This window comes from Streptomyces sp. Ncost-T10-10d, from assembly GCF_900091955.1.
In the GTDB taxonomy this organism is placed as follows: Bacteria; Actinomycetota; Actinomycetes; order Streptomycetales; family Streptomycetaceae; genus Streptomyces.
Genome location: NZ_FMDF01000182.1, coordinates 117,950 through 138,367, shown reverse-complemented (window position 1 = coordinate 138,367; position 20,418 = coordinate 117,950). Strand labels below are relative to the sequence as shown.

The 20,418-nt window shown below is 69.1% G+C and carries 20 protein-coding genes; 6 read left to right on the top strand and 14 right to left on the bottom strand.

What is annotated here, in order from left to right; all coding sequences use genetic code 11:
* Positions 1-17 precede the first annotated feature (17 nt).
* Positions 18-1,448, top strand: coding sequence for a M1 family metallopeptidase (locus GA0115254_RS33145; protein ID WP_093898965.1), 1,431 nt, complete (start codon positions 18-20; stop codon positions 1,446-1,448).
* Between the two features lie 69 nt (positions 1,449-1,517).
* Here GA0115254_RS33145 and GA0115254_RS33140 read toward each other — a convergent pair whose 3' ends face one another.
* The 7 genes from GA0115254_RS33140 to GA0115254_RS33110 form a co-directional block, all read right to left on the bottom strand.
* The gene (locus tag GA0115254_RS33140) at positions 1,518-2,186 is read right to left on the bottom strand and encodes a potassium-transporting ATPase subunit C (protein WP_093898964.1); all 669 of its coding nucleotides are present in this window, start codon (positions 2,184-2,186) and stop codon (positions 1,518-1,520) included.
* A gap of 6 nt (positions 2,187-2,192) precedes the next feature.
* Entirely contained in the window at positions 2,193-4,319 is a 2,127-nt protein-coding gene (gene kdpB / locus GA0115254_RS33135) for a potassium-transporting ATPase subunit KdpB (RefSeq protein ID WP_093898963.1), read from the bottom strand.
* Positions 4,316-5,980, bottom strand: a complete 1,665-nt coding sequence (gene kdpA, locus GA0115254_RS33130) for a potassium-transporting ATPase subunit KdpA (RefSeq protein WP_093898962.1) — start codon at positions 5,978-5,980, stop codon at positions 4,316-4,318. Before kdpA ends, kdpB begins: the two co-directional genes overlap by 4 nt.
* Positions 5,981-5,987: 7 nt before the next feature.
* On the bottom strand, positions 5,988-6,077 hold the full coding sequence (gene kdpF / locus GA0115254_RS33125) for a K(+)-transporting ATPase subunit F (RefSeq protein ID WP_037701211.1): 90 nt from the start codon (positions 6,075-6,077) through the stop codon (positions 5,988-5,990).
* 334 nt (positions 6,078-6,411) lie between these two features.
* The gene (locus GA0115254_RS33120; protein ID WP_093898961.1) at positions 6,412-7,185 is read right to left on the bottom strand and encodes a DUF3710 domain-containing protein; all 774 of its coding nucleotides are present in this window, start codon (positions 7,183-7,185) and stop codon (positions 6,412-6,414) included.
* Between the two features lies 1 nt (position 7,186).
* The gene (dut, locus tag GA0115254_RS33115; protein ID WP_093898960.1) at positions 7,187-7,720 is read right to left on the bottom strand and encodes a dUTP diphosphatase; all 534 of its coding nucleotides are present in this window, start codon (positions 7,718-7,720) and stop codon (positions 7,187-7,189) included.
* Complete coding sequence (locus GA0115254_RS33110) at positions 7,720-8,304, bottom strand: PaaI family thioesterase (protein WP_093898959.1); 585 nt, start codon at positions 8,302-8,304, stop codon at positions 7,720-7,722. The genes dut and GA0115254_RS33110 overlap by 1 nt, the downstream gene beginning before the upstream one ends.
* A 58-nt stretch (positions 8,305-8,362) precedes the next feature.
* Here GA0115254_RS33110 and GA0115254_RS33105 point away from each other — a divergent pair, with 58 nt between their 5' ends.
* Positions 8,363-8,818: a DUF3093 domain-containing protein gene (locus GA0115254_RS33105; RefSeq protein WP_093898958.1), complete on the top strand. Its 456-nt coding sequence runs from the start codon at positions 8,363-8,365 to the stop codon at positions 8,816-8,818.
* Positions 8,819-8,897: 79 nt separating this feature from the next.
* Here the strand turns inward: GA0115254_RS33105 and GA0115254_RS33100 are convergent, their stop codons facing one another.
* The 4 genes from GA0115254_RS33100 to GA0115254_RS33085 form a co-directional block, all read right to left on the bottom strand.
* Entirely contained in the window at positions 8,898-9,869 is a 972-nt protein-coding gene (locus GA0115254_RS33100; RefSeq protein ID WP_093898957.1) for a hypothetical protein, read from the bottom strand.
* A gap of 12 nt (positions 9,870-9,881) precedes the next feature.
* Positions 9,882-10,178, bottom strand: a complete 297-nt coding sequence (locus GA0115254_RS33095; protein WP_003965732.1) for a DUF4193 domain-containing protein — start codon at positions 10,176-10,178, stop codon at positions 9,882-9,884.
* A gap of 404 nt (positions 10,179-10,582) precedes the next feature.
* On the bottom strand, positions 10,583-11,812 hold the full coding sequence (locus tag GA0115254_RS33090) for a sensor histidine kinase (protein ID WP_093898956.1): 1,230 nt from the start codon (positions 11,810-11,812) through the stop codon (positions 10,583-10,585).
* Positions 11,813-11,818: 6 nt separating this feature from the next.
* Positions 11,819-12,472, bottom strand: coding sequence for a response regulator transcription factor (locus tag GA0115254_RS33085; RefSeq protein ID WP_093898955.1), 654 nt, complete (start codon positions 12,470-12,472; stop codon positions 11,819-11,821).
* A gap of 373 nt (positions 12,473-12,845) precedes the next feature.
* Here GA0115254_RS33085 and GA0115254_RS44860 point away from each other — a divergent pair, with 373 nt between their 5' ends.
* Entirely contained in the window at positions 12,846-13,019 is a 174-nt protein-coding gene (locus tag GA0115254_RS44860; protein WP_176740391.1) for a flagellar hook-basal body complex protein FliE, read from the top strand.
* An 81-nt stretch (positions 13,020-13,100) separates the two neighbouring features.
* Here GA0115254_RS44860 and GA0115254_RS33080 read toward each other — a convergent pair whose 3' ends face one another.
* Both GA0115254_RS33080 and GA0115254_RS33075 read right to left on the bottom strand, forming a co-directional pair.
* The gene (locus tag GA0115254_RS33080) at positions 13,101-13,919 is read right to left on the bottom strand and encodes an inositol monophosphatase family protein (protein WP_093898954.1); all 819 of its coding nucleotides are present in this window, start codon (positions 13,917-13,919) and stop codon (positions 13,101-13,103) included.
* Between the two features lie 37 nt (positions 13,920-13,956).
* On the bottom strand, positions 13,957-15,084 hold the full coding sequence (locus tag GA0115254_RS33075; protein WP_093898953.1) for a ferrochelatase: 1,128 nt from the start codon (positions 15,082-15,084) through the stop codon (positions 13,957-13,959).
* Between the two features lie 153 nt (positions 15,085-15,237).
* Between GA0115254_RS33075 and GA0115254_RS33070 the strand changes: the two genes are divergently transcribed.
* Positions 15,238-16,485: an MFS transporter gene (locus tag GA0115254_RS33070; RefSeq protein WP_093898952.1), complete on the top strand. Its 1,248-nt coding sequence runs from the start codon at positions 15,238-15,240 to the stop codon at positions 16,483-16,485.
* Complete coding sequence (locus GA0115254_RS33065; RefSeq protein ID WP_093898951.1) at positions 16,442-17,764, top strand: D-arabinono-1,4-lactone oxidase; 1,323 nt, start codon at positions 16,442-16,444, stop codon at positions 17,762-17,764. Before GA0115254_RS33070 ends, GA0115254_RS33065 begins: the two co-directional genes overlap by 44 nt.
* Before the next feature lie 13 nt (positions 17,765-17,777).
* Here GA0115254_RS33065 and GA0115254_RS33060 read toward each other — a convergent pair whose 3' ends face one another.
* Positions 17,778-18,728: a hypothetical protein gene (locus GA0115254_RS33060; RefSeq protein ID WP_093898950.1), complete on the bottom strand. Its 951-nt coding sequence runs from the start codon at positions 18,726-18,728 to the stop codon at positions 17,778-17,780.
* 497 nt (positions 18,729-19,225) lie between these two features.
* On the opposite strand from GA0115254_RS33060, the gene sepH reads away from it, so the two are divergent.
* Positions 19,226-20,293 (top strand): septation protein SepH, encoded by a 1,068-nt coding sequence (gene sepH, locus GA0115254_RS33055; RefSeq protein WP_093899048.1) that lies wholly within the window; start codon positions 19,226-19,228, stop codon positions 20,291-20,293.
* The last annotated feature ends 125 nt before the right edge of the window (positions 20,294-20,418 follow it).

Below are 20,418 nucleotides of genomic sequence, written 5' to 3'. Positions count from 1 at the left end.
ATCCCCAGGAGCGAGACATGCACAGACTGCTGAATCGACGTCGCAGAACCGCTGCCGCCCTCGTGGCCGCGGTCGTCAGCGGCACTGTACTGACCATTCTCCCCGCCTCGGCCGCCATCGGCGGTCCGGGCGTCGGTGATCCGTACTTCCCCGACGACGGCAACTCCGGCTACGACGTCTCCCGCTACGACGTCCGTATCGCCTACGATCCGGCGCGCACCGACCACCTGGACGGCGACACCACCGTCACCGCCCGCGCCCTGACCGGCCTTGACCGCTTCAGCCTGGACCTCAAGGGCTTCACCGTGGCTTCGGTCACGGTGGACGGCACCCCGGTGAAGGCGTTCTCCCGGTCCGGCGCCCATGAGCTGGTCATCACCCCGGCCCGCCCGGTCGTGCAGGGCACGACGTTCGCGGTCCGGGTGAAGTACGCGGGCGAGCCCGACGCCGAGGGCTGGCACACGCTGAAGAGCGGCGGCGCGTACGTGGCGGGCGAACCGCATGCCGCGACCTCCTGGTATCCCGCCAACGACCACCCGTCCGACAAGGCGACCTTCGCCCTCACCGCGACGGTGCCCGACGGCTGGACGGTCATCGGCAACGGCCTGCCCGGCCCGGCCACCGTCAAGGACGGCAGAAAGACCTTCCGCTGGTTCGAGGACAAGCCGCTGGCGACGTACCTCAGCACCGTCGCCATCGACAGGTTCACCGTCCACCGGGGAAAGACGGCCGCCGGAACACCGGTCATCACGGCATACAGCCCCGACGCCGTCATCGACCCGGAAGCGGAGGCCGAGCAGACGGAGATTCTGGACTTCCTGGCCGCGAAGTTCGGCCCGTACCCCTTCTCCTCGGCGGGCGCCATCGTCGTCGGCGCCACGGAGGAGCCCACCGGTGGCCCCATCGCCCTGGAGACGCAGAGCCGACCCACGTACGACGCGATGCTCTTCGACGCCTCGATGGTCCACGAGAACACCCACCAGTGGTTCGGCGACAGCGTGTCGTTCGCGGACTGGCGGGACGGCTGCATCGCGGAGTGCTTCGCCCAGTACGCCGGGCAGTTGTGGGAGGAGCACAAGGGCGCCGATCTCGACAAGGACTACTACCGATCCGAGGTCGAGGACAGCAGGGACGACCCGTCGTTCTGGTCCACCAAGCTCTACGACCCGGGCCAGGGCAGGGAGTTGGCTTCCGCGCTGTACTTCAAGGGTTCCCTGATGCTGCACGCCCTGCGGCGCACGGTCGGTGACGACGCGTTCTTCCGGACGCTCAGGTCCTGGACCCGCGACCACGCGTACGGCAACGCCTCGTTCCGGCAGTTCGAGGCGCTGGCGGCGAGGGTCTCGGGCAAGGACCTCAAGGGGTTCTTCGGGGCGTGGGTCGACGGCACGGTGATCCCGCCGGAGAAGTACCTCTATCCGGGCAGCCTGGGCACGCCGACCCGCTAGACCGGCGTGCATTGGCGGCCCGACGGCCTGAGGCCGGCCACCACGGCCGGCCTCAGTGCCCTCAATTCCTCAGGACCCGTTCACCAGCTGCTTGAGTGCGATGTTGAGCTGGAGGACGTTGACCCGGGGCTCTCCGACGAAGCCGAGGATCCGGCCGTCGGTGTGCCGCTCGACGAGCTTCTCGACCTGGGCGACGTCGAGGTGGTTGCGCTCGGCGACGCGGCGTACCTGGAGCTGTGCGTATGCCGGGGAGATGGCGGGGTCGAGGCCGGAGCCCGATGAGGTGACGGCGTCGGCGGGCACATCGGCGGGGTTGACGGGGTGGCCGGGGACGGAGTTGTCCTTGACGACGGCTGCCTTGGCGGCGGTGACCCAGTCGATGAGTTCCTTGTTGTCGCCGGAGCGGTTGGTCGCGCCGGAGAGGATCAGTTTGTACTGGGTGTTGACGCTGTTGGTGCCGAGTCCGTTGGAGGGGCGCGGCTGGAACCACTTGAGGTCCGGGGCCGCGGTTTCCTCTCCCTTCTTCAGCGGCAGGTCGTAGCGCTGGCCGATGAGTTCGGAGCCGACGACCTTGCCGTTGGAGCTGATCTCGGAGCCGTTGGCCTTGTCGGGGAAGATGCCCTGGGCGACAGCGGTGACGGCGAGCGGGTAGATGACGCCGCACACGACGGTGAGGACGAGCAGGGCACGCAGTCCGGCCCAGAGCAGCCGGGCGGTGTTTCCTACGGAGTTGTTCATGGCAGGTCAGCCGATTCCGGGGATGAGGGAGATGATCAGGTCGATGATCTTGATGCCGATGAACGGGGCGATCAGGCCGCCCAGTCCGTAGATCCCGAGGTTGCGGCGGAGCATCGAGTCGGCGCTGCTGGGCCGGTAGCGCACGCCCTTCAGGGCGAGCGGTACGAGCGCGATGATGATCAGCGCGTTGAAGACGACCGCGGACAGGATCGCGGACTGGGGCGAGGACAGCTGCATGATGTTGAGCTTGTCCAGGCCGGGGTAGGCCACCGCGAACATTGCCGGGATGATCGCGAAGTACTTCGCGACGTCGTTGGCTATCGAGAAGGTGGTCAGGGCTCCGCGGGTGATGAGGAGCTGCTTGCCGATCTCGACGATCTCGATCAGCTTTGTGGGGTTGGAGTCCAGGTCCACCATGTTCCCGGCCTCTTTCGCGGCCGAGGTACCGGTGTTCATGGCCACGCCGACATCCGCCTGAGCCAGCGCCGGTGCGTCGTTGGTGCCGTCACCGGTCATCGCGACGAGTTTGCCGCCGGCCTGTTCCCGCTTGATGAGGGCCATCTTGTCCTCGGGGGTGGCCTCGGCGAGGAAGTCGTCGACGCCGGCCTCCTCGGCGATTGCCTTCGCGGTCAGCGGGTTGTCCCCGGTGATCATGACCGTCTTGATGCCCATGCGGCGCAGCTCGTCGAACCGCTCCCGCATGCCCTCCTTGACGACGTCCTTGAGGTGGATGACACCCAGGACCCGGGCGCCGTGCTCGTCCTCCAGGGCGACCAGCAGCGGTGTGCCGCCGGCCTGGGAGATCTGGTCGGTGAGCACCTGCGCGTCCTGCGAGACGCTGCCGCCGCGCTCCTTCACCCAGGCGACGACCGAACCGGTCGCGCCCTTGCGGACCTTGCGTCCGTCGACGTCCACACCCGACATGCGGGTCTGGGCGGTGAACGCGACCCACTCGGCGTGCCGCAGTTCGCCCTGATGACGCTCGCGCAGTGCGTACTTCTCCTTGGCGAGCACGACGACGGAACGGCCCTCGGGGGTCTCGTCGGCGAGTGAGGAGAGCTGGGCGGCGTCCGCCAGTTCGGCCTCGGTCGTGCCCTTGACCGGGAGGAATTCGGCGGCCTGACGGTTGCCGAGCGTGATGGTGCCGGTCTTGTCGAGGAGCAGGGTCGAGACATCCCCCGCGGCCTCGACGGCACGCCCCGACATGGCAAGGACGTTGCGCTGCACCAGCCGGTCCATGCCGGCGATACCGATCGCCGAGAGCAGCGCGCCGATGGTCGTCGGGATCAGGCAGACCAGCAGTGCGGTCAGCACGATCAACGACTGCTTCTGGCCCGCGTAGATCGCGAAGGGCTGCAGAGTGACGACGGCGAGCAGGAAGACGACGGTGAGGGACGCCAGGAGGATGTTCAGGGCGATCTCGTTGGGGGTCTTCTGCCGGGCTGCGCCTTCGACCAGGGCGATCATCCGGTCGATGAACGTCTCACCCGGCTTCGTGGTGATCTTGATGACGACCCGGTCGGAGAGCACCTTCGTGCCCCCGGTCACCGCCGAGCGGTCACCGCCCGACTCCCGGATGACCGGCGCGGACTCGCCCGTGATCGCGGACTCGTCCACACTCGCGACACCCTCGACGACATCCCCGTCACCGGGAATGATGTCACCGGCCTCGCAGACGACCAGATCACCGATGCGCAGTTCGGTACCCGGCACCCGCTCCTCGTTCGTGCCGGTCAGCCGCCGGGCGACGGTGTCGGTCTTGGCCTTGCGCAGCGTGTCGGCCTGCGCCTTGCCACGGCCCTCGGCGACCGCCTCCGCCAGGTTGGCGAAGATCGTCGTCAGCCACAGCCAGGCCGCGATCGCCCAGCCGAACCAGTCGCCCGGATCCAGTACCGCGAGCACGGTGGTGAGCACCGAGCCGATCAGCACCACGAACATCACAGGTGACTTGACCATCACCCGGGGGTCCAGTTTGCGTACCGCGTCCGGGAAGGACTTGAGCAGCTGCTTGGGGTCGAACAGGCCCCCGCCGACGCGTCCTTCGCTCTGGTGGCCCGTGGGCGCGTCCTGGTGCGGTGTCCGGGTGGGCGTGACAGTGGACATCGAGTCCTCTTGCTTCAGGCGAGTGGTCATGACGCCAGCCCTTCGGCCAGCGGTCCCAGCGCGAGTGCCGGGAAGTAGGTCAGCCCGGTGATGATCAGGATCGTGCCGACCAGCAGCCCGCTGAACAGCGGCTTGTGCGTGCCCAGGGTTCCCACGGTCGCCGGTACGGGCTTCTGCTCGGCGAGCGAGCCGGCCAGCGCCAGCACGAACACCATCGGCAGGAACCGGCCCAGCAGCATCGCCAGCCCGATCGTCGTGTTGAACCACTGCGTGTCCGCGTTGAGTCCGGCGAACGCCGAGCCGTTGTTGTTGGCGCCGGAGGTGTAGGCGTACAGGATCTCGGAGAAGCCGTGAGCCCCTGTATTCGTCATCGAGTGGGGCGGGGTGGGCAGGGCCATCGCCGCAGCGGTGAAGCACAGCACCAGAGCCGGCGTGATCAGGATGTAGCAGGCCGCGAACTTGATCTCCCGGGTGCCGATCTTCTTCCCCAGATATTCCGGCGTACGGCCGACCATCAGACCGGCGATGAACACCGCGATGATCGCCATGATCAGCATTCCGTAGAGCCCCGAACCCGTACCACCGGGAGCGATCTCACCGAGCTGCATGCCCAGCATCGTGATCCCGCCGCCGAAGCCCGTGAACGAGGAATGGAACGAGTTCACCGCACCCGTCGATGTCAGCGTCGTGGCCACCGCGAAGATCGAGGAGCCGCCGATCCCGAACCGAGTCTCCTTGCCCTCCATCGCCCCGCCCGCGATATCGAAAGCGGGCCCGTGGTGGGCGAATTCCGTCCACATCATCAGCGCGCTGAATCCGAGCCAGATGACGCCCATCGTCGCCAGGATCGCGTAGCCCTGCTTCAGCGAACCGACCATCCGGCCGAACGTGCGGGTCAGCGCGAACGGAATCACCAGAATCAGGAAGATCTCGAAGAGGTTCGACAGCCCGTTGGGGTTCTCGAACGGGTGGGACGCATTGGCGTTGAAGTAGCCGCCGCCATTCGTGCCCAGCTCCTTGATGACCTCCTGCGAGGCCACCGCGCCACCGTTCCACTGCTGCGAGCCGCCCATGAACTGCCCGACCTCATGGATGCCGGAGAAGTTCTGGATCGCACCACAGGCGACGAGCACCAGCGCGCCGATCACGGAGATGGGGAGCAGGATGCGTACGGTGCCGCGCACCAGGTCGGACCAGAAGTTGCCCAGCTCACCCGTGCGGGAGCGGGCGAAGCCCCGTACCAGCGCCACCGCGACGGCGATTCCGACGGCCGCCGAGACGAAGTTCTGCACCGCCAGGCCGCCGGTCTGGACGACATGGCCCATGGCCTGCTCGCCGTAGTACGACTGCCAGTTGGTGTTCGCGACGAACGACGCCGCCGTGTTGAACGCCTGGTCGGGGTCGATCGAGGAGAAGCCGAGCGAGCCGGGCAGACTGCCCTGCGCCCGCTGCAGCAGGTAGAGGAAGAGGACGCTCACCGCGGAAAACGCGAGCACCCCACGCAGATACGCGGGCCAGCGCATCTCCGTGTTCGGATCGGCGCCGATGGCCTTGTACATCCACTTCTCCACCCGGAGGTGCTTCTTCGAGGAGTAGACGCCGGCCATGTAGTCACCGAGCGGGCGGTACGCCAGACCCAGCGCCACAACGAGCGCGAGCAGCTGGAGCACGCCGGCGAGGACGGGGCTCATATCGGGCTCAGAACCTCTCCGGGTACAGAAGGGCGAGGACGAGATAGCCCAACAGGGCGACGGCCACGATCAGACCGACAATGTTCTCGGCAGTCACAGCTTCGCCACCCCCTTGGCGACGAGAGCCACCAACGCGAACACCGCGATCGTGGTGACGACGAAGGCCACATCGGCCATCGTGTGCTCCTAGATGAGGTACGGATTCTCGGACCTCATGAGCAAACCTCGCGTCACAGCCGTCCTGGCCTGCGTTGATGGCTTCCTTACGGGGAAGTGCGGGCCCTTGACGATGCGCATACGTGCCCTATACGCGCTCCATACGCGCCTCTGTCGTGCGCCCCGGGCGCAGAAAGGCCGGTGGGCCGTACCCCCTTTCCTGGGGGGTACGGCCCACCGGCCTTCAGCTGTGCCGGGCGGCAGCCCGTATCGGCTCAGCGCACCTCGGTGATCTCGGGTCCGCGCTGGAGCTGGCCCATGCCACCGGAGAACTTCGAGCCTTCCTGGTTCTCCTGCTGGACGCCCTCGGGCACCATCTGGGCGTCGTCGGGGAGCTTGAGGACGATCGGGTCGCGCGGCGCCATCGGGCCCTCACCACGGACGACCACGGTGTCCCGGAAGATCGTCTCCAGCAGTCCCGCGGCCTCCGGCTGCACGGCACCCTGGCCGGAGATCACTCCGCGCAGGAACCAGCGCGGCCCGTCGACGCCGACGAAGCGCACCAGCTGCACGCCGTTCGTCCCGTCCGGGAGCTGTACGGGGACCTGGGCACGCAGCTCCCAGCCCAGCGGACCCTCGACCTCGTCGATGATTCCGCCCTGCTGGGTGATGCCGGAGGCGATCTCCTCGCGGACCTCGCCCCAGATGCCCTCTTTCTTGGGGGCGGCGAAGGCCTGCAGCTGGATGGCGCTGTCGCGCAGCACCACGGTCGCCGCGACGATCGCGTCACCGGCCACTTCGACGCGCAGCTCCATGCCCTCGACGCCGGGCACGAAGATGCCGCCCAGGTCGACCCGGCCCTCGCCGGGCTGGGAGACCTCGGTGATGTCCCACGGTCCGTCCGGCCGCGGCGCCGGCGGGAGATTCACCCGACGCGAGCCGCTGTCGGCTCCATCGGCGTCATCGAGCTCGTCGACGACCTGCTCGGCCTCGCGCGCTTCGTCCGCCACGTCCTCGGCGGAACCACTCTTCTTGCGACGTCCGAACACGTCACTGTCCTTCCCGGTCGGGTACGACCGAAGCGTAGCTGTTCCCGCCCTGGGTAATCCCGCCCCTGACGCCATCAACATCACCGGAAGCATGCCCTCCGGTAGATCCGAAGCCTCCCTCGCCGCGGGCCGAGCCGGGTAGCTCCGCCACCTCGTGGAAGCGCACCTTCTCGACCTGCTGGACGACCAGTTGGGCAATCCGGTCGAACCGCTCGAACCGCACGGGCTCACGCGGGTCGAGATTGATGACGATCACCTTGATCTCTCCACGGTACCCGGCATCAACCGTCCCCGGGGCATTCACAAGAGCGACTCCGCAGCGCGCGGCGAGGCCGGACCGTGGGTGCACGAACGCCGCATATCCATCGGGCAGCGCGATCGACACCCCGGTGGGCAGCACAGCCCGCTCGCCCGGAGCGAGTTCGGCGGCCTCCGTGGTCACCAGATCGACCCCGGCGTCGCCCGGGTGTCCGTAGGCCGGAATCGGCACGTCCGGGTCGACACGGCGGATAAGTACGTCTACGGGGTGACGCATCAGGGATTCACCTCGAACGCACGGACGCGCTTGGTCTGGTCCGGGTCGGCCAGCGCTGCCTGGATCTCGGCCGGGCGGCCGTTCTCGATGAAGTGGTCGACCTTGACCTCGATGAAGAGGGCCTCGGCGTGGACCGCCACCGGTCCGTCCGGGCCACCGATCCGGCCGGTCGCCCGCGAGTAGATCTTCCGGCCGTGCACCGCGGTGACCTCGGCGTCAAGGTGCAGCACGGTGTCCACGGGCACCGGGCGTACGAAGTCGGTCTCCAGCCGCCCGGTCACCGCGATCACCCGCAGCAGCCAGTTCAGCGAGCCGAGCGTCTCGTCCAGCGCGGTGGCCAGGACGCCACCGTGGGCGAGGCCCGGGGCGCCCTGGTGGGCGGCCTTCACGGTGAACTCGGCGGTGACTCTGACACCCTCGTCGGCCCGCGCCTGGAGGTGCAGCCCGTGCGGCTGTCCTTCGCCGCACCCGAAACAGTGTTCGTAGTGCGCGCCGAGGAGTTCGCCGGGGGCCGGGGCTTCGGGGTGCCGGACCGGTTTCACCGCGTCGGCCGGGGGCTTCAGAGCCACAGATGTTCCACTCACAGGCGCAGACCTTACCCGCGCGGCCACCCGCAGGTCGCGCCGTGCCAAGCTTGGGTTCATGCAGCCTTCCACCCCGCCTTTCGACGAACGACTGACCGCGCCCCGTTCGTGGTGGCTCATCGCCTTCCTGGTCGGCATCGCCTGTGCCCTGATGCTGCTGCCGCTCGGCACCCTGCCCCTGCTGGCCGGCCTGGCGGGCGGAACGGCCCTGTCGGCGGTCGCGGTGAGCTCGTACGGTTCGGCCAGGATCCGGGTGGTCGCAGGCGCCCTGGTGGCCGGTGACGCACGGATTCCGGTGACGGCGCTCGGCGAGGCCGAGGTGCTGGAGGCGGAGGAGGCGCGCGCGTGGCGCTCGTACAAGGCGGACACCCGCGCGTTCATGCTGCTGCGCAGCTACATCCCGACGGCGGTCCGCGTGGAGGTCACCGACCCGCAGGACCCGACTCCGTACGTCTATCTGTCGACCCGCGAGCCGCAGGCCCTGGTCGCAGCGCTCAGCGCGGTACGGGCCTAGCTCCGGGGTTTCTCTCCTTCAGGGGGACTCCTCGCGGGCCCTCTCGGACCCCACAGGCCCTGTCGGGCGCCTGGATGCCCTAGCTCTCCAGCTCGCCCGGGAGACCCTCGCGCAGGGCCCTCGGCCGCTCCAGCGGAGGCAGCTCCGGAAGCCGGTCCCAGGGGATCTGGCGCTTGCGCAGGTCCTTCCTGACCCGTTCGGCAAGCTTTCTGGTGTCGCGCCGGTTCATCATCGCGCCGACGGCGGCACCGACCATGAACGGGAAGAGGTTCGGCAGATCGCGCACCATGCGCTTCGTGATCTGCTGGCGCAGTTCACGCCTCATCTGGCCGCCCAGCGCCGCATTGATCGTCGCGGGGTGGGTGACGTCGATACCGCGCTCCTCCGTCCAGGACGTGAGGTAGGCGCTGGAACGGTGGGCGAGCCCGCCCGGCGGGCGCAGCCCGTAGACCTCGTGCAGCTCGGCGACGAGCTTCATCTCGATCGTGGCCACACCGGTGATCTCCGCCGCCAGTTCGGCGAGCATGGCGGGCGGTACGGGCATCATGGCCGCCGCGCCGATACCGGCGCCGACGGTTGCTGTGGCCTTGCTCGCGCCTGCGATGAGCTTGTCGGCGAGCTCCTCGGGCCCGAGGCCCGGGAACTGCTTGCGCAGGGTTGCGAGATCGCGCACAGGGATGCGGGGAGCGGTCTCGATGATCAGGTCGGCGATATGACCGATCGCTGCCTTGGCGCTCTCCCCACCCTTGTGTACTCCCCGTTTCACTGAGCTCAGACGGCCTGTCCCGGTCACGGACTCCGTCCTGTCGACCTGTCCGGCCCCATCGGCCGTGTCGACTCCTTCAACTCCTTCGACCGCCGCGACTGCCGCGGCTGCTTCGAGCGAGGCCGGTCGGCCCCGCTCGTCGTCCCGCTCACCCGGGGAGGGTGGCAGGGCGGACCGCTCAGCAGGCGCTGCTACGCCTTCTGCCAGGCCTGTGCCGCCCTGATTCGCCTCCGACGACCTCTTGCGCCGCAAGCGTCGCTTCCGGAACGGTGTGTCGCCTGCCACGGTCGGTTCGACCTAGTCGCAGTCGCGGCAGATCGGCTGGCCGTTCTTCTCGCGCGCCAACTGGCTCCTGTGGTGCACGAGGAAGCAGCTCATGCACGTGAACTCGTCGGCTTGCTTGGGCAGGACCCTCACGGCCAGCTCTTCGTTGGACAGGTCTGCTCCGGGCAGCTCCAGTCCCTCGGCCGCGTCGAACTCGTCGACGTCGACGGCGGACGCCGTCTTGTCGCTCCGGCGAGCCTTGAGTTCTTCAAGGCTGTCCTGGTCGACGTCGTCATCGGTCTTGCGTGGGGTGTCGTAATCCGTTGCCATGTCGCTCTCCCCCTCTGGGTGTCTGCGGTGTCTCAGCGCACGTAACGCGTGAGAGGCCGGACTTGTGCCCGACCTGAGGCGGAGATTTTGCCTCACATCAAGGTCTGTTACTCAATCGACACCCAAAAGGACCGCTCGGGAGCGGCCGCCTTGGGTGGCGATGGGGACCGTACACGGTCCCGGTCTCGCGCTTCACGGGCGCCACCCCGTGTACTTCCCGTGATATCGAACCCCGAAAACCCCGACTTTTGCGGGTTTTCGGGTGCCGACCCTGATCACGGAGCGTTGACATCGAGAAATTCGCTCCTGTGATCGATCACACACGGCAACTTCGGGCGCAGGTCCCGAAAATTCCGCTCAAAGCGAACAAAATAATTTGAGCACGAATCGCCGCGCCCGGCCTCTCAGGTCGGCAGTGAGACGCGCATCACAAGGCCACCGCCCTCGCGGGGCTCCGCGACGATACGGCCGCCGTGAGCGCGCGCCACGGACCGTGCGATCGACAGGCCGAGCCCCACCCCCTTGTCGCTGCCTGTTCGCTCCGTACGCAGCCGTCTGAAGGGCTCGAAGATGTTGTCGATCTCATACGCAGGCACCACTGGGCCGGTGTTCGAGACGACCAGCATGGCCTGGCCGGACCGGAGCTCCGTGGTGACCTCCACCCAGCCCCCCTCCGGAACGTTGTAGCGCACAGCGTTCTGTACGAGGTTCAGCGCGATCCGCTCCAGCAGGACGCCGTTGCCCTGGACGACGGCCGGGGCCCGCTCGCCACGGATCTCCACGCCCCGCTCCTCGGCCTCGCCGCGCGTCTGGTCGATCGCGCGCGAAGCCACCTCGGCGAGGTCGACCGGTTTACGCTCGACGATCTGGTTGTCGCTGCGCGCGAGCAGCAGCAGGCCCTCGACGAGCTGCTCACTGCGCTCATTGGTGGCCAGCAGGGTCTTGCCGAGCTGTTTCAGTTCCGGTGGAGCCTGCGGGTCGGAGAGATGAACCTCGAGCAGCGTGCGGTTGATCGCGAGCGGGGTGCGCAGTTCGTGCGACGCGTTCCCGACGAACCGCTGCTGGGCGGTGAAGGCCCGCTCCAGGCGATCGAGCATCTCGTCGAAGGTGTCGGCGAGCTCCTTCAGCTCGTCGTCCGGGCCGTCCAGCTCGATCCGGCGGGACAGATCCGTTCCGGCCACCCGGCGTGCGGTGCGGGTGATCCGGCCCAGCGGGGAGAGCACCCGGCCCGCCATGGCATAGCCGAAGGCGAAGGCGATGACGCTGAGGCCGACCAGGGCCAGCAGCGACCGGTTCAGCAGCGTGTCCAGCGCCTGCTGGCGCTGATGGTTGACGCAGGTGTTCATGGCCGCGTTGAAGGCGTCCGGTGTGGACTTTTCGTTGAAGTTGCACACGTCGCTGGTGACCTGGCCGCTCACGATCTTGAACGGCAGCTCGCTGCCCACATGGAGGGCCTGGGCGGCCAGCATGTAGATGATCGCCAGCAGCAGGATGCCGGCGATCAGGAACATGCCGCCGTACAGCAGCGTGAGCCGTATCCGGATGGTCGGGCGCAGCCAGTACGGCGGCTCCTGCTGTTTGGGCTCCCAGGTGGGCTTCGGGGGCGCCGTCGGCGGCGCCGGGACGTTGGGCATCGGCTATCAGATCCGGTAGCCGGAGCCGGGCACGGTGACGATCACCGGCGGTTCGCCGAGTTTGCGGCGCAGCGTCATGACGGTCACCCGGACAACATTGGTGAACGGGTCGGTGTTCTCGTCCCAGGCCTTCTCCAGCAGCTGCTCGGCCGAGACGACCGCCCCTTCGCTGCGCATCAGGACCTCCAGCACGGCAAACTCCTTCGGCGCGAGCTGGATCTCCGCCTCACCCCGGAAGACCTCGCGGCGGTTGGGGTCGAGCTTGATTCCGGCGCGCTCCAGGACGGGCGGCAGGGCCACCGTCGTACGCCGGCCCAGCGCACGTACCCGCGCGGTGAGCTCGCTGAAGGCGAACGGCTTGGGCAGATAGTCGTCGGCGCCCAGCTCCAACCCCTCCACCCGGTCGCTGACGTCCCCGGACGCGGTGAGCATGAGCACCCGCGTGGGCATGCCCAGTTCGACGATCCGCCGGCAGACGTCGTCGCCGTGCACCAGGGGGAGGTCCCGGTCCAGCACCACGACGTCGTAGTCATTGACCTCGATGCGCTCCACGGCCGCCGCACCGTCGTACACGACATCGACGGCCATGGCCTCACGGCGCAATCCGGTGGCCACCGCATCGGCGAGCAGCTGCTCGTCCTCCACGACGAGTACGCGCACGGCGCTGTCCTTCCTTAGAAACTTCAGTAGGTGACTTCACAACGTCCCGATGTGCCCACGGTCCGTGATCCGGACCGTTCGTCGGCACTGGTCTGTGCGGCTCCATCCTGCCCGCAACGCGTATAAACCGGCGGTAAGACGACGCTGGCCGACCTGGACCTCCGGGGAAATCACCGGATTTCCGGGCCAGTTGAGGTTTCTCTGAGCTTTGGGTTGGGGAGGACGAATTCACACCCGCGATCGCGCCTTGAATGTGGCGTGCCACAGGCCGCTCCGTCCCCGGAGAGCGCGTGATCACCCGCCCTACCGCCTCCGCGCGGAGGGAAACCCGGGCACACCCCCGTGCCACCGACCCACGACGAGGGGGCGCATTATGGACGCTTTCACCGCAGGTCTGCTGCAACGAATCAAGACCACCGAGTCCGACCTCACGAAAGCTCGGGAGACGGGCGACGACTTCCTCGCGGATGTCGAGCAGGGCGAGCTGGACGACCTGCACCGCCTCGCCGCCGAGCACGGCGTTGAAATCGGCGCCACCAGCGTCTGAGCCACGCGAGAAGGGCCCCCGATGCCGCAACCGGCGTCAGGGGCCCTTCTCGCGTGCCGGAAGAACCCGGTCGACCGGGTTCTAGTCGTGCCAGGCTCCGAACTCCTCCAGGAGGCCCTGCAGCGGCTCGAAGACACCCGGCGTCGCGGCGACGGTCAGATCACCGTCGGCGGGCAGCCCGGGACGGCCGCCGGTGCGGGCGCCCGCCTCTCGGGCGATGAGGTCGCCGGCCGCCAGGTCCCACGGGTGGAGCCCACGCTCGTAGTAGCCGTCGAGGCGGCCGGACGCCACATCGCAGAGATCCACGGCGGCGGAGCCGCTGCGCCTGATGTCACGCAGCCGCGGGATCAGCTTCTGGGCCACATCCGCCTGGTGCGCACGGACGTGGCCGACGTAGTTGAAGCCGGTCGAGACGAGCGCCTGGTCGAGCGGCGGCGCGGGCCGGCAGCGAAGAGCGGTGCCCTCGCCGAAGGCACCGCCCTTCGCGTATGCACCGCCGCCGAGCACCGCCTGATACGTCTCACGGCGCATCGGTGCCTCCACCACGCCCACGACCCGCTCACCGTCCCGTTCAGCGGCGATGGAGACGGCCCAGGTCGGCAGCCCGTACAGGTAGTTCACGGTGCCGTCGAGCGGGTCGATGACCCAGCGGATACCGCTGCTGCCCTCCGCGCTCGCTCCTTCCTCCCCGAGGAAGCCGTCCCGGGGGCGGCGCTCGGTGAGGAAGCCGGTGATCAGCTTCTCGGCGGCGATGTCCATCTCGGTGACGACGTCGATCGGGCTGGACTTGGTCGCGGCCACCCCCAGATCGGCCGGGCGGCCGTCGCGCAGCAGCGCACCGGCACGGCGGGCGGCCTCCAGGGCGAGGTCGAGCAGTTCGGGCAGGTTCGGGTCGGTCACAGCGCTCCAGGGGTCTCTAGACGTACGGCAGGGGCTCTCACACGTACGGGCTGTCGGCGCCCGCGGCGGCAGGCTTGAGGGCCCGGGCCGGGCAGCAGCCGACCGGGCAGAGGTCGTGGCTCGGGCCGAGCGCGCCCAGCACACACCGCTGCGCGACGCGCCCCTGCTCGGTGGCGGCGCGCTCCAGCACCAGTTCTCGCACGGCCGCGGCGAACCGCGGGTCGGCGCCCACGGTCGCGGACCTGCGCACCGGAAGTCCGAGTTCGGCGGCCTTCGCGGTGGCTTCCGTATCGAGGTCGTACAGCACTTCCATGTGGTCCGAGACGAAACCGATGGGGGCCATCACCACGGCGGGGATGCCTTCGCCGTGCAACGTCTCCAGGTGGTCGCAGATGTCGGGCTCCAGCCACGGAATGTGCGGGGCGCCGCTGCGCGACTGGTAGACGAGCTGCCAGGGATACTCGACGCCGGTCTCCTCGCGCACCGCGTCGACGATCAGACGGGCGACGTCAAGGTGTTGGGCGACATAGGCGCCGCCGCCGCCGTGCTCCTCCACGGGGCCGGAGGTGTCGGCGGCGGAGATGGGGATGGAGTGCGTGGTGAAGGCGAGATGTGCCCCCGCCCGCACGTCCTCGGGAAGGTCGGCCAGGGAAGCGAGGACGCCGTCCACCATGGGCTGTACGAACCCGGGATGGTTGAAGTAGTGCCGGAGCTTGTCGACCCGGGGCACCGGCAGCCCCTCGGCCTCCAGGGCGGCCAGCGACTCGGCGAGGTTCTCGCGGTACTGCCGGCAGCCGGAGTAGGAGGCGTATGCGCTGGTGGCGAGGACTGCGATGCGGCGGTGCCCGTCCGCGGTCATCTCGCGCAGGGTGTCGGTGAGGTACGGTGCCCAGTTGCGGTTGCCCCAGTACACCGGCAGATCGAGTCCGTGTTCCGCGAAGTCCTTGCGCAGGGCGTCCATCAGGGCCCTGTTCTGTGCGTTGATCGGACTGACACCGCCGAACAGGAAGTAGTGCTTGCCGACTTCCTTCAGCCGCTCCTCGGGGATGCCACGGCCACGGGTCACGTTCGCCAGGAACGGGACCACGTCGTCCGGGCCTTCGGGGCCGCCGAAGGAGAGCAGCAGCAGGGCGTCATAGGGAGCGGGATCGCGCAGATCGGACATGGCATCGATCCTGCCACCCGCCTAGGACAGCGCTCCCACCGACATCGGCTCCGGGGCCGACCCCGGTGTCGGACGGACCACCCGAACCGTAAGCTGTACCGGCCATATTCACGCATTACTGGCGCGTGCGATCACGCTGTTCCGGAGCCCTCCTTGACCAGTCCCTACCGCGCGATATTCGCCGCCCCCGGCACCAAGGGGTTCTCGGCGGCCGGATTCCTCGGCCGGATGCCGCTGTCCATGATGGGCATCGGTGTGGTGACCATGATTTCCCAGCTCACGGGCCGGTACGGGCTCGCGGGCGCGCTCTCCGCGACGCTGGCGATGTCGGCGGCGGTGATCGGGCCGCAGATCTCCCGGCTCGTCGACCGGCACGGGCAGCGCCGCGTCCTGCGTCCCGCCACCCTGGTCGCGCTGGCCGCGGTGGCCGGTCTCCTGATCTGCGCGCAGCAGCGGCTGGCGGACTGGACGCTCTTCGTCTTCGCGGCGGGCGCCGGCTGCGTCCCCAGCGTGGGTTCGATGATCCGGGCCCGCTGGGCGGAGATCTACCGCGGTTCGCCGCGGCAGCTGCACACCGCGTACTCGTGGGAGTCGATCGTCGACGAGGTGTGCTTCATCTTCGGGCCGATCATCTCGATCGGTCTGTCCACCGCCTGGTTCCCCGAGGCGGGGCCGCTTCTCGCCGCAGGGTTCCTGCTGGTCGGTGTCCTCTGGCTGACCGCTCAGCGCGCCACCGAGCCGGTGCCGCATCCGCGCGAGCAGCACACCGGCGGTTCCGCGCTGCGCTCGCGGGGCCTCCAGGTGCTCGTGGTCACGTTCGTGGCGACCGGTGCGATCTTCGGGGCGGTCGACGTGGTGACGGTGGCCTTCGCCGAGGAGCAGGGTCACAAGGCCGCCGCGAGCCTCGTGCTGGCCGTGTACGCGCTGGGCTCCTGCCTGGCCGGAGCGGTCTTCGGCCTGCTGCACCTCAAGGGGAAGCCGTCCATCCGGTGGCTGGTGGGTGTGTGTGCGATGGCCGTGAGTATGATCCCCCTCCAACTGGCCGGGAACCTCCCGTTTCTGGCCGTGGCGCTCTTTGTCGCGGGCCTCGCCATCGCACCCACGATGGTCACCACCATGGCCCTCGTCGAGCAACACGTACCGCACACCGAGCTGACCGAGGGCATGACCTGGACCAGCACCGGGCTCGCCGTCGGTGTGGCGCTCGGCTCCTCGGCCGCAGGCTGGGTGGTCGACGCGTCCGGAGCCGAGGCGGCGTACGTGGTGCCCGCCGTGGCGGGAGCGCTCGCGGCCGCGGTGGCGTTCCTGGGGTATCGCCGGCTCAGCGGGCCGGTTCCTACGGAAGGGCGCGGGGAAGATGACCGACACCGACGCACGGACGACGACGAGCGCGTGGCGTAACTGGGCGGGGAACGTCAGCGCCCGTCCGGTACGGGCTGTGTCCCCCGCCTCCGTGGCGGAGCTCGCCGAGGTGCTGCGCCGCGCGTCCGAGGACGGTCTGAGGGTGAAGCCGGTCGGTACCGGGCACTCCTTCACCGCGACGGCGGCCACCGACGGTGTGCTGATCCGTCCGGATCTGCTCACCGGCATCCGGGAGATCGACCGCGAGGCGATGACGGTGACCGTCGAGGCAGGCACCCCGTTGAAGCGGCTGAACACCGCCCTGGCGCGGGAGGGCCTGTCGCTGACCAACATGGGCGACATCATGGAGCAGACGGTCGCCGGCGCCACCTCGACCGGCACCCATGGCACCGGCCGCGACTCGGCGTCCATATCCGCGCAGATCCATGCCCTCGAACTGGTCACGGCCGACGGCACGGTGCTGACCTGTTCGGAGAAGCAGAACGCCGACATCTTCGCCGTCGCCCGGATCGGGCTCGGCGCCCTGGGTGTCGTCACGGCGATCACCTTCGCCGTGGAGCCGGTCTTCCTGCTGACGGCCCGTGAGGAGCCGATGAGCTTCGACCGGGTCACGAACGACTTCGACGAGCTGGTCGCCGAGAACGAGCACTTCGAGTTCTACTGGTTCCCGCACACCGGCAACTGCAACACCAAGCGCAACAACCGCAGCGCGGGCCCCGCCGCCCCGCCCGGAAAGGTCAGCGGCTGGATCGAGGACGAGCTCCTCTCCAACGGGATCTTCCAGGTGGCCTGCTCGCTCGGCAGGGCGGTTCCCGCCGCCATTCCGTCGATCGCCAAGCTCTCCAGCCGCGCCCTGTCGGCCCGTACGTACACCGACATCCCGTACAAGGTCTTCACCAGCCCGCGCCGGGTCCGCTTCGTGGAGATGGAGTACGCGCTGCCGCGCGAGGCCGTCGTCAAGGCGCTGCGCGAGGTCAAGGCAATGGTCGAGCGGTCGCCGCTGCGGATCAGCTTCCCGGTGGAGGTCCGTACCGCCCCCGCGGACGACATCGCGCTCTCCACGGCCTCGGGCCGGGAGAGCGCGTACATCGCCGTACATCTGTACAAGGGAACGCCCTACCAGGCGTACTTCACCGCCGTCGAACGGATCATGACCGCCCACGCCGGCCGCCCGCACTGGGGCAAGGTCAACACCCGCGACGCCGAGTACCTCGCCGGGGTGTACCCGCGGTTCGGCGAGTTCACCGCCGTACGCGACCGGCTGGACCCGGACCGCCTCTTCGGCAACGACTATCTGCGCCGGGTGCTGGGCGACTGAGCGTCGCGGCCGTTCACTGTGCGGTATCCGTGCCGCTGGTGGCGCGGTCGCCCTTCACCGGGGCGTCGCCCGCACCCGTCGGGTCCGGGCCGACCGTGCTGCCGTCGCCGGGCACTGCCGGGGAGGGCGTGGTCGCCGGGGACGGATTCGTCTGGCCACCCGTGTTGCCGGACGGCGTGGGGCTGGGCGTCTGATCGGCCGAGGAGCCGTCGCCCCGACCGGAGTCCGGGTTGCGGCTCTGTCCGCCCTGCGAATCCGTACCGGGCGTCGCGCCGTTCTCCTGGCCCGGGGTCCGCCCCTGGCCGGGGTCGGTGCTGGTCGCCGGTGCCGGGTCGTCCGACCCGGAGCTCCGCTCCCCGCGTACGACGGAGCCGACGGTCGTCCCCTTGCCACCGCTCAAGCCGTTACCGGAGACCAGTTCGAACGTGGTGATGCCGGCCATCGTCACGGCGAAGACCACGACCGCCCCGAGCGCCGACCGCTTCCAGCCGCGGATGCGGGTGCCGTGAGTGGTGGCCTCGGAGAACTCCTCGTCCGGGACCGGGCGCCCCGCGGTGAGCAACCGGGTCTCGTCGAGCGGCCTCAGCAGCCGCGTACGGTCCGGATCATCTGCCACGTTGCGCAGGACGGTCGTGGCGTCCGTCTCACGCCGCACGGTCGTGGCGGCGCGCGCACCACCCGTCTCACGCGTATGAACGGTCACCTCGCGGCCCGGGTGCTTCACCTGGACCGTGACCTCACGGATCTGCTCCCCCGTGCGGCGGAAGAAGTGCTGGAAGACCGAACCGCCGCAGGTGGCGACGACGCTCATCACTCCGGCACCGAGGATCGTTCCGTACACGCCCAATTGGGAGGCCGCCACCGCTGCCGCGACTGCTGCCACGGCGCTGCCCGCCACCTGCGGCAGGCTCAGATCTATACGCTTTTCTTTGGGTTCTATGTCACTTTCTGGCTTCTGCACCATTTCCAGCCCTTGATTGACATCTCTCCCACCATGCAACAGGAAGGGACATTTGAGCGAAGTGAATGGTTCCGCTTCGGGAGATTCTGTGAAGCAGGACACGTACGGAGGTCGCCCCGCACCCGGCTGGGTAGCTCAACTCCCGCACCTCACGAGAACTTCGGCGGCGCGGCGGGCCACCCACATGGCCCGAATGGAGTACTGTGGCGAGCCCTGGGGCCGGACTCCCACGTGGGTGTCCGGGATCTTCGGGAGGGGGCCGAAGGAGGCACTCGATCCGGCGGCGCCACGGCATCGCACGGGGGCTTGCTACATGGAGTGACCGCCAGTCACTTTTTGTTGCACAATAGGTCACCGTGTCATATCGGCGATCAAGGGCTCACGCCCGACACGCCGGGCAACACGGCAATGTTGTGGCAGGCTGCACCCGGGCAGGCCACACTCGACTAGCGGAAGCAGCGACGCACGTGACGTCGGCAGGCACCACCCGGGAGGTCCCCATGCCCGAACTGCGTGTCGTGGCCGTCTCCAACGACGGCACACGACTGGTGCTCAAGGCTGCGGACAGCACGGAGTACACGCTTCCGATCGACGAACGGCTGCGAGCCGCCGTGCGCAACGACCGCGCGCGGCTCGGCCAGATCGAGATCGAGGTGGAGAGCCACCTCCGCCCCCGCGACATCCAGGCCCGGATACGAGCCGGTGCCTCCGCGGAGGAGGTTGCTCAGTTCGCCGGGATTCCGGTCGACCGTGTCCGCCGCTTCGAGGGCCCTGTGCTCGCGGAGCGTGCCTTCATGGCCGAGCGGGCCCGGAAGACTCCTGTGCGCCGTCCCGGCGAGAACACCGGCCCCCAGCTCGGCGAGGCGGTGCAGGAGCGGCTGCTGCTGCGTGGCGCCGACAAGGAGACCGTCCAGTGGGACTCCTGGCGCCGTGACGACGGCACCTGGGAAGTCCTGCTGGTCTACCGGGTCGCGGGCGAGCCGCACTCGGCGAGCTGGACGTACGACCCGCCGCGTCGGCTGGTCCAGGCCGTGGACGACGAGGCGCGTTCGCTGATCGGCGAGACCGACGACGTCGCCGCGCCCGAGCCGAGCTTCCCGTTCGTGCCGCGGATCGCCCGGCTGCCTCGCGACCGGCCGCTGGACCGTGCCCTGGACCGCCAGATGGAGCGCCCCACGGCGCCGGCTCCCGTGCCCGAGCCGGAGGAGCACATCAGCGGCATCTCGGCCGGCGAGCGCGATTCGCTGACCAGCCTGCTGGAGGCGGTGCCGAGCTTCCGCGGCGACATGGTGGTGCCGGAGCGGCCCGCACCACCCGAGCCTCCGGCCATCGAGCCCGCCGTGCAGGAGCCGGAGGCCGATGAGCCGCCGGCCGCGGCGGCCTCCGCAGGCGCCGGTTCCGCCTACGCGGATGTGCTCATGCCGCGAGCGGTGGCCGGCCACCGCGACCGGCTGACCGGGACGACGGACCGCCAGGCCGAGGCGGACGGCGTCCGGCCGGGCCGCCGGGCCGCCGTGCCGAGCTGGGACGAGATCGTCTTCGGTACGCGCCGGAAGAAGCAGGACTGAGGCGGGGTGACCGCACTATGACGAGGGCCCGTACGCCGCTGCGTACGGGCCCTCGTGCGGCATGCGGGCCTCATGCCGTGCCCGCCGCCCGTGTCGTATGCGGCCCTCGTACCGCGCGCGCCGCT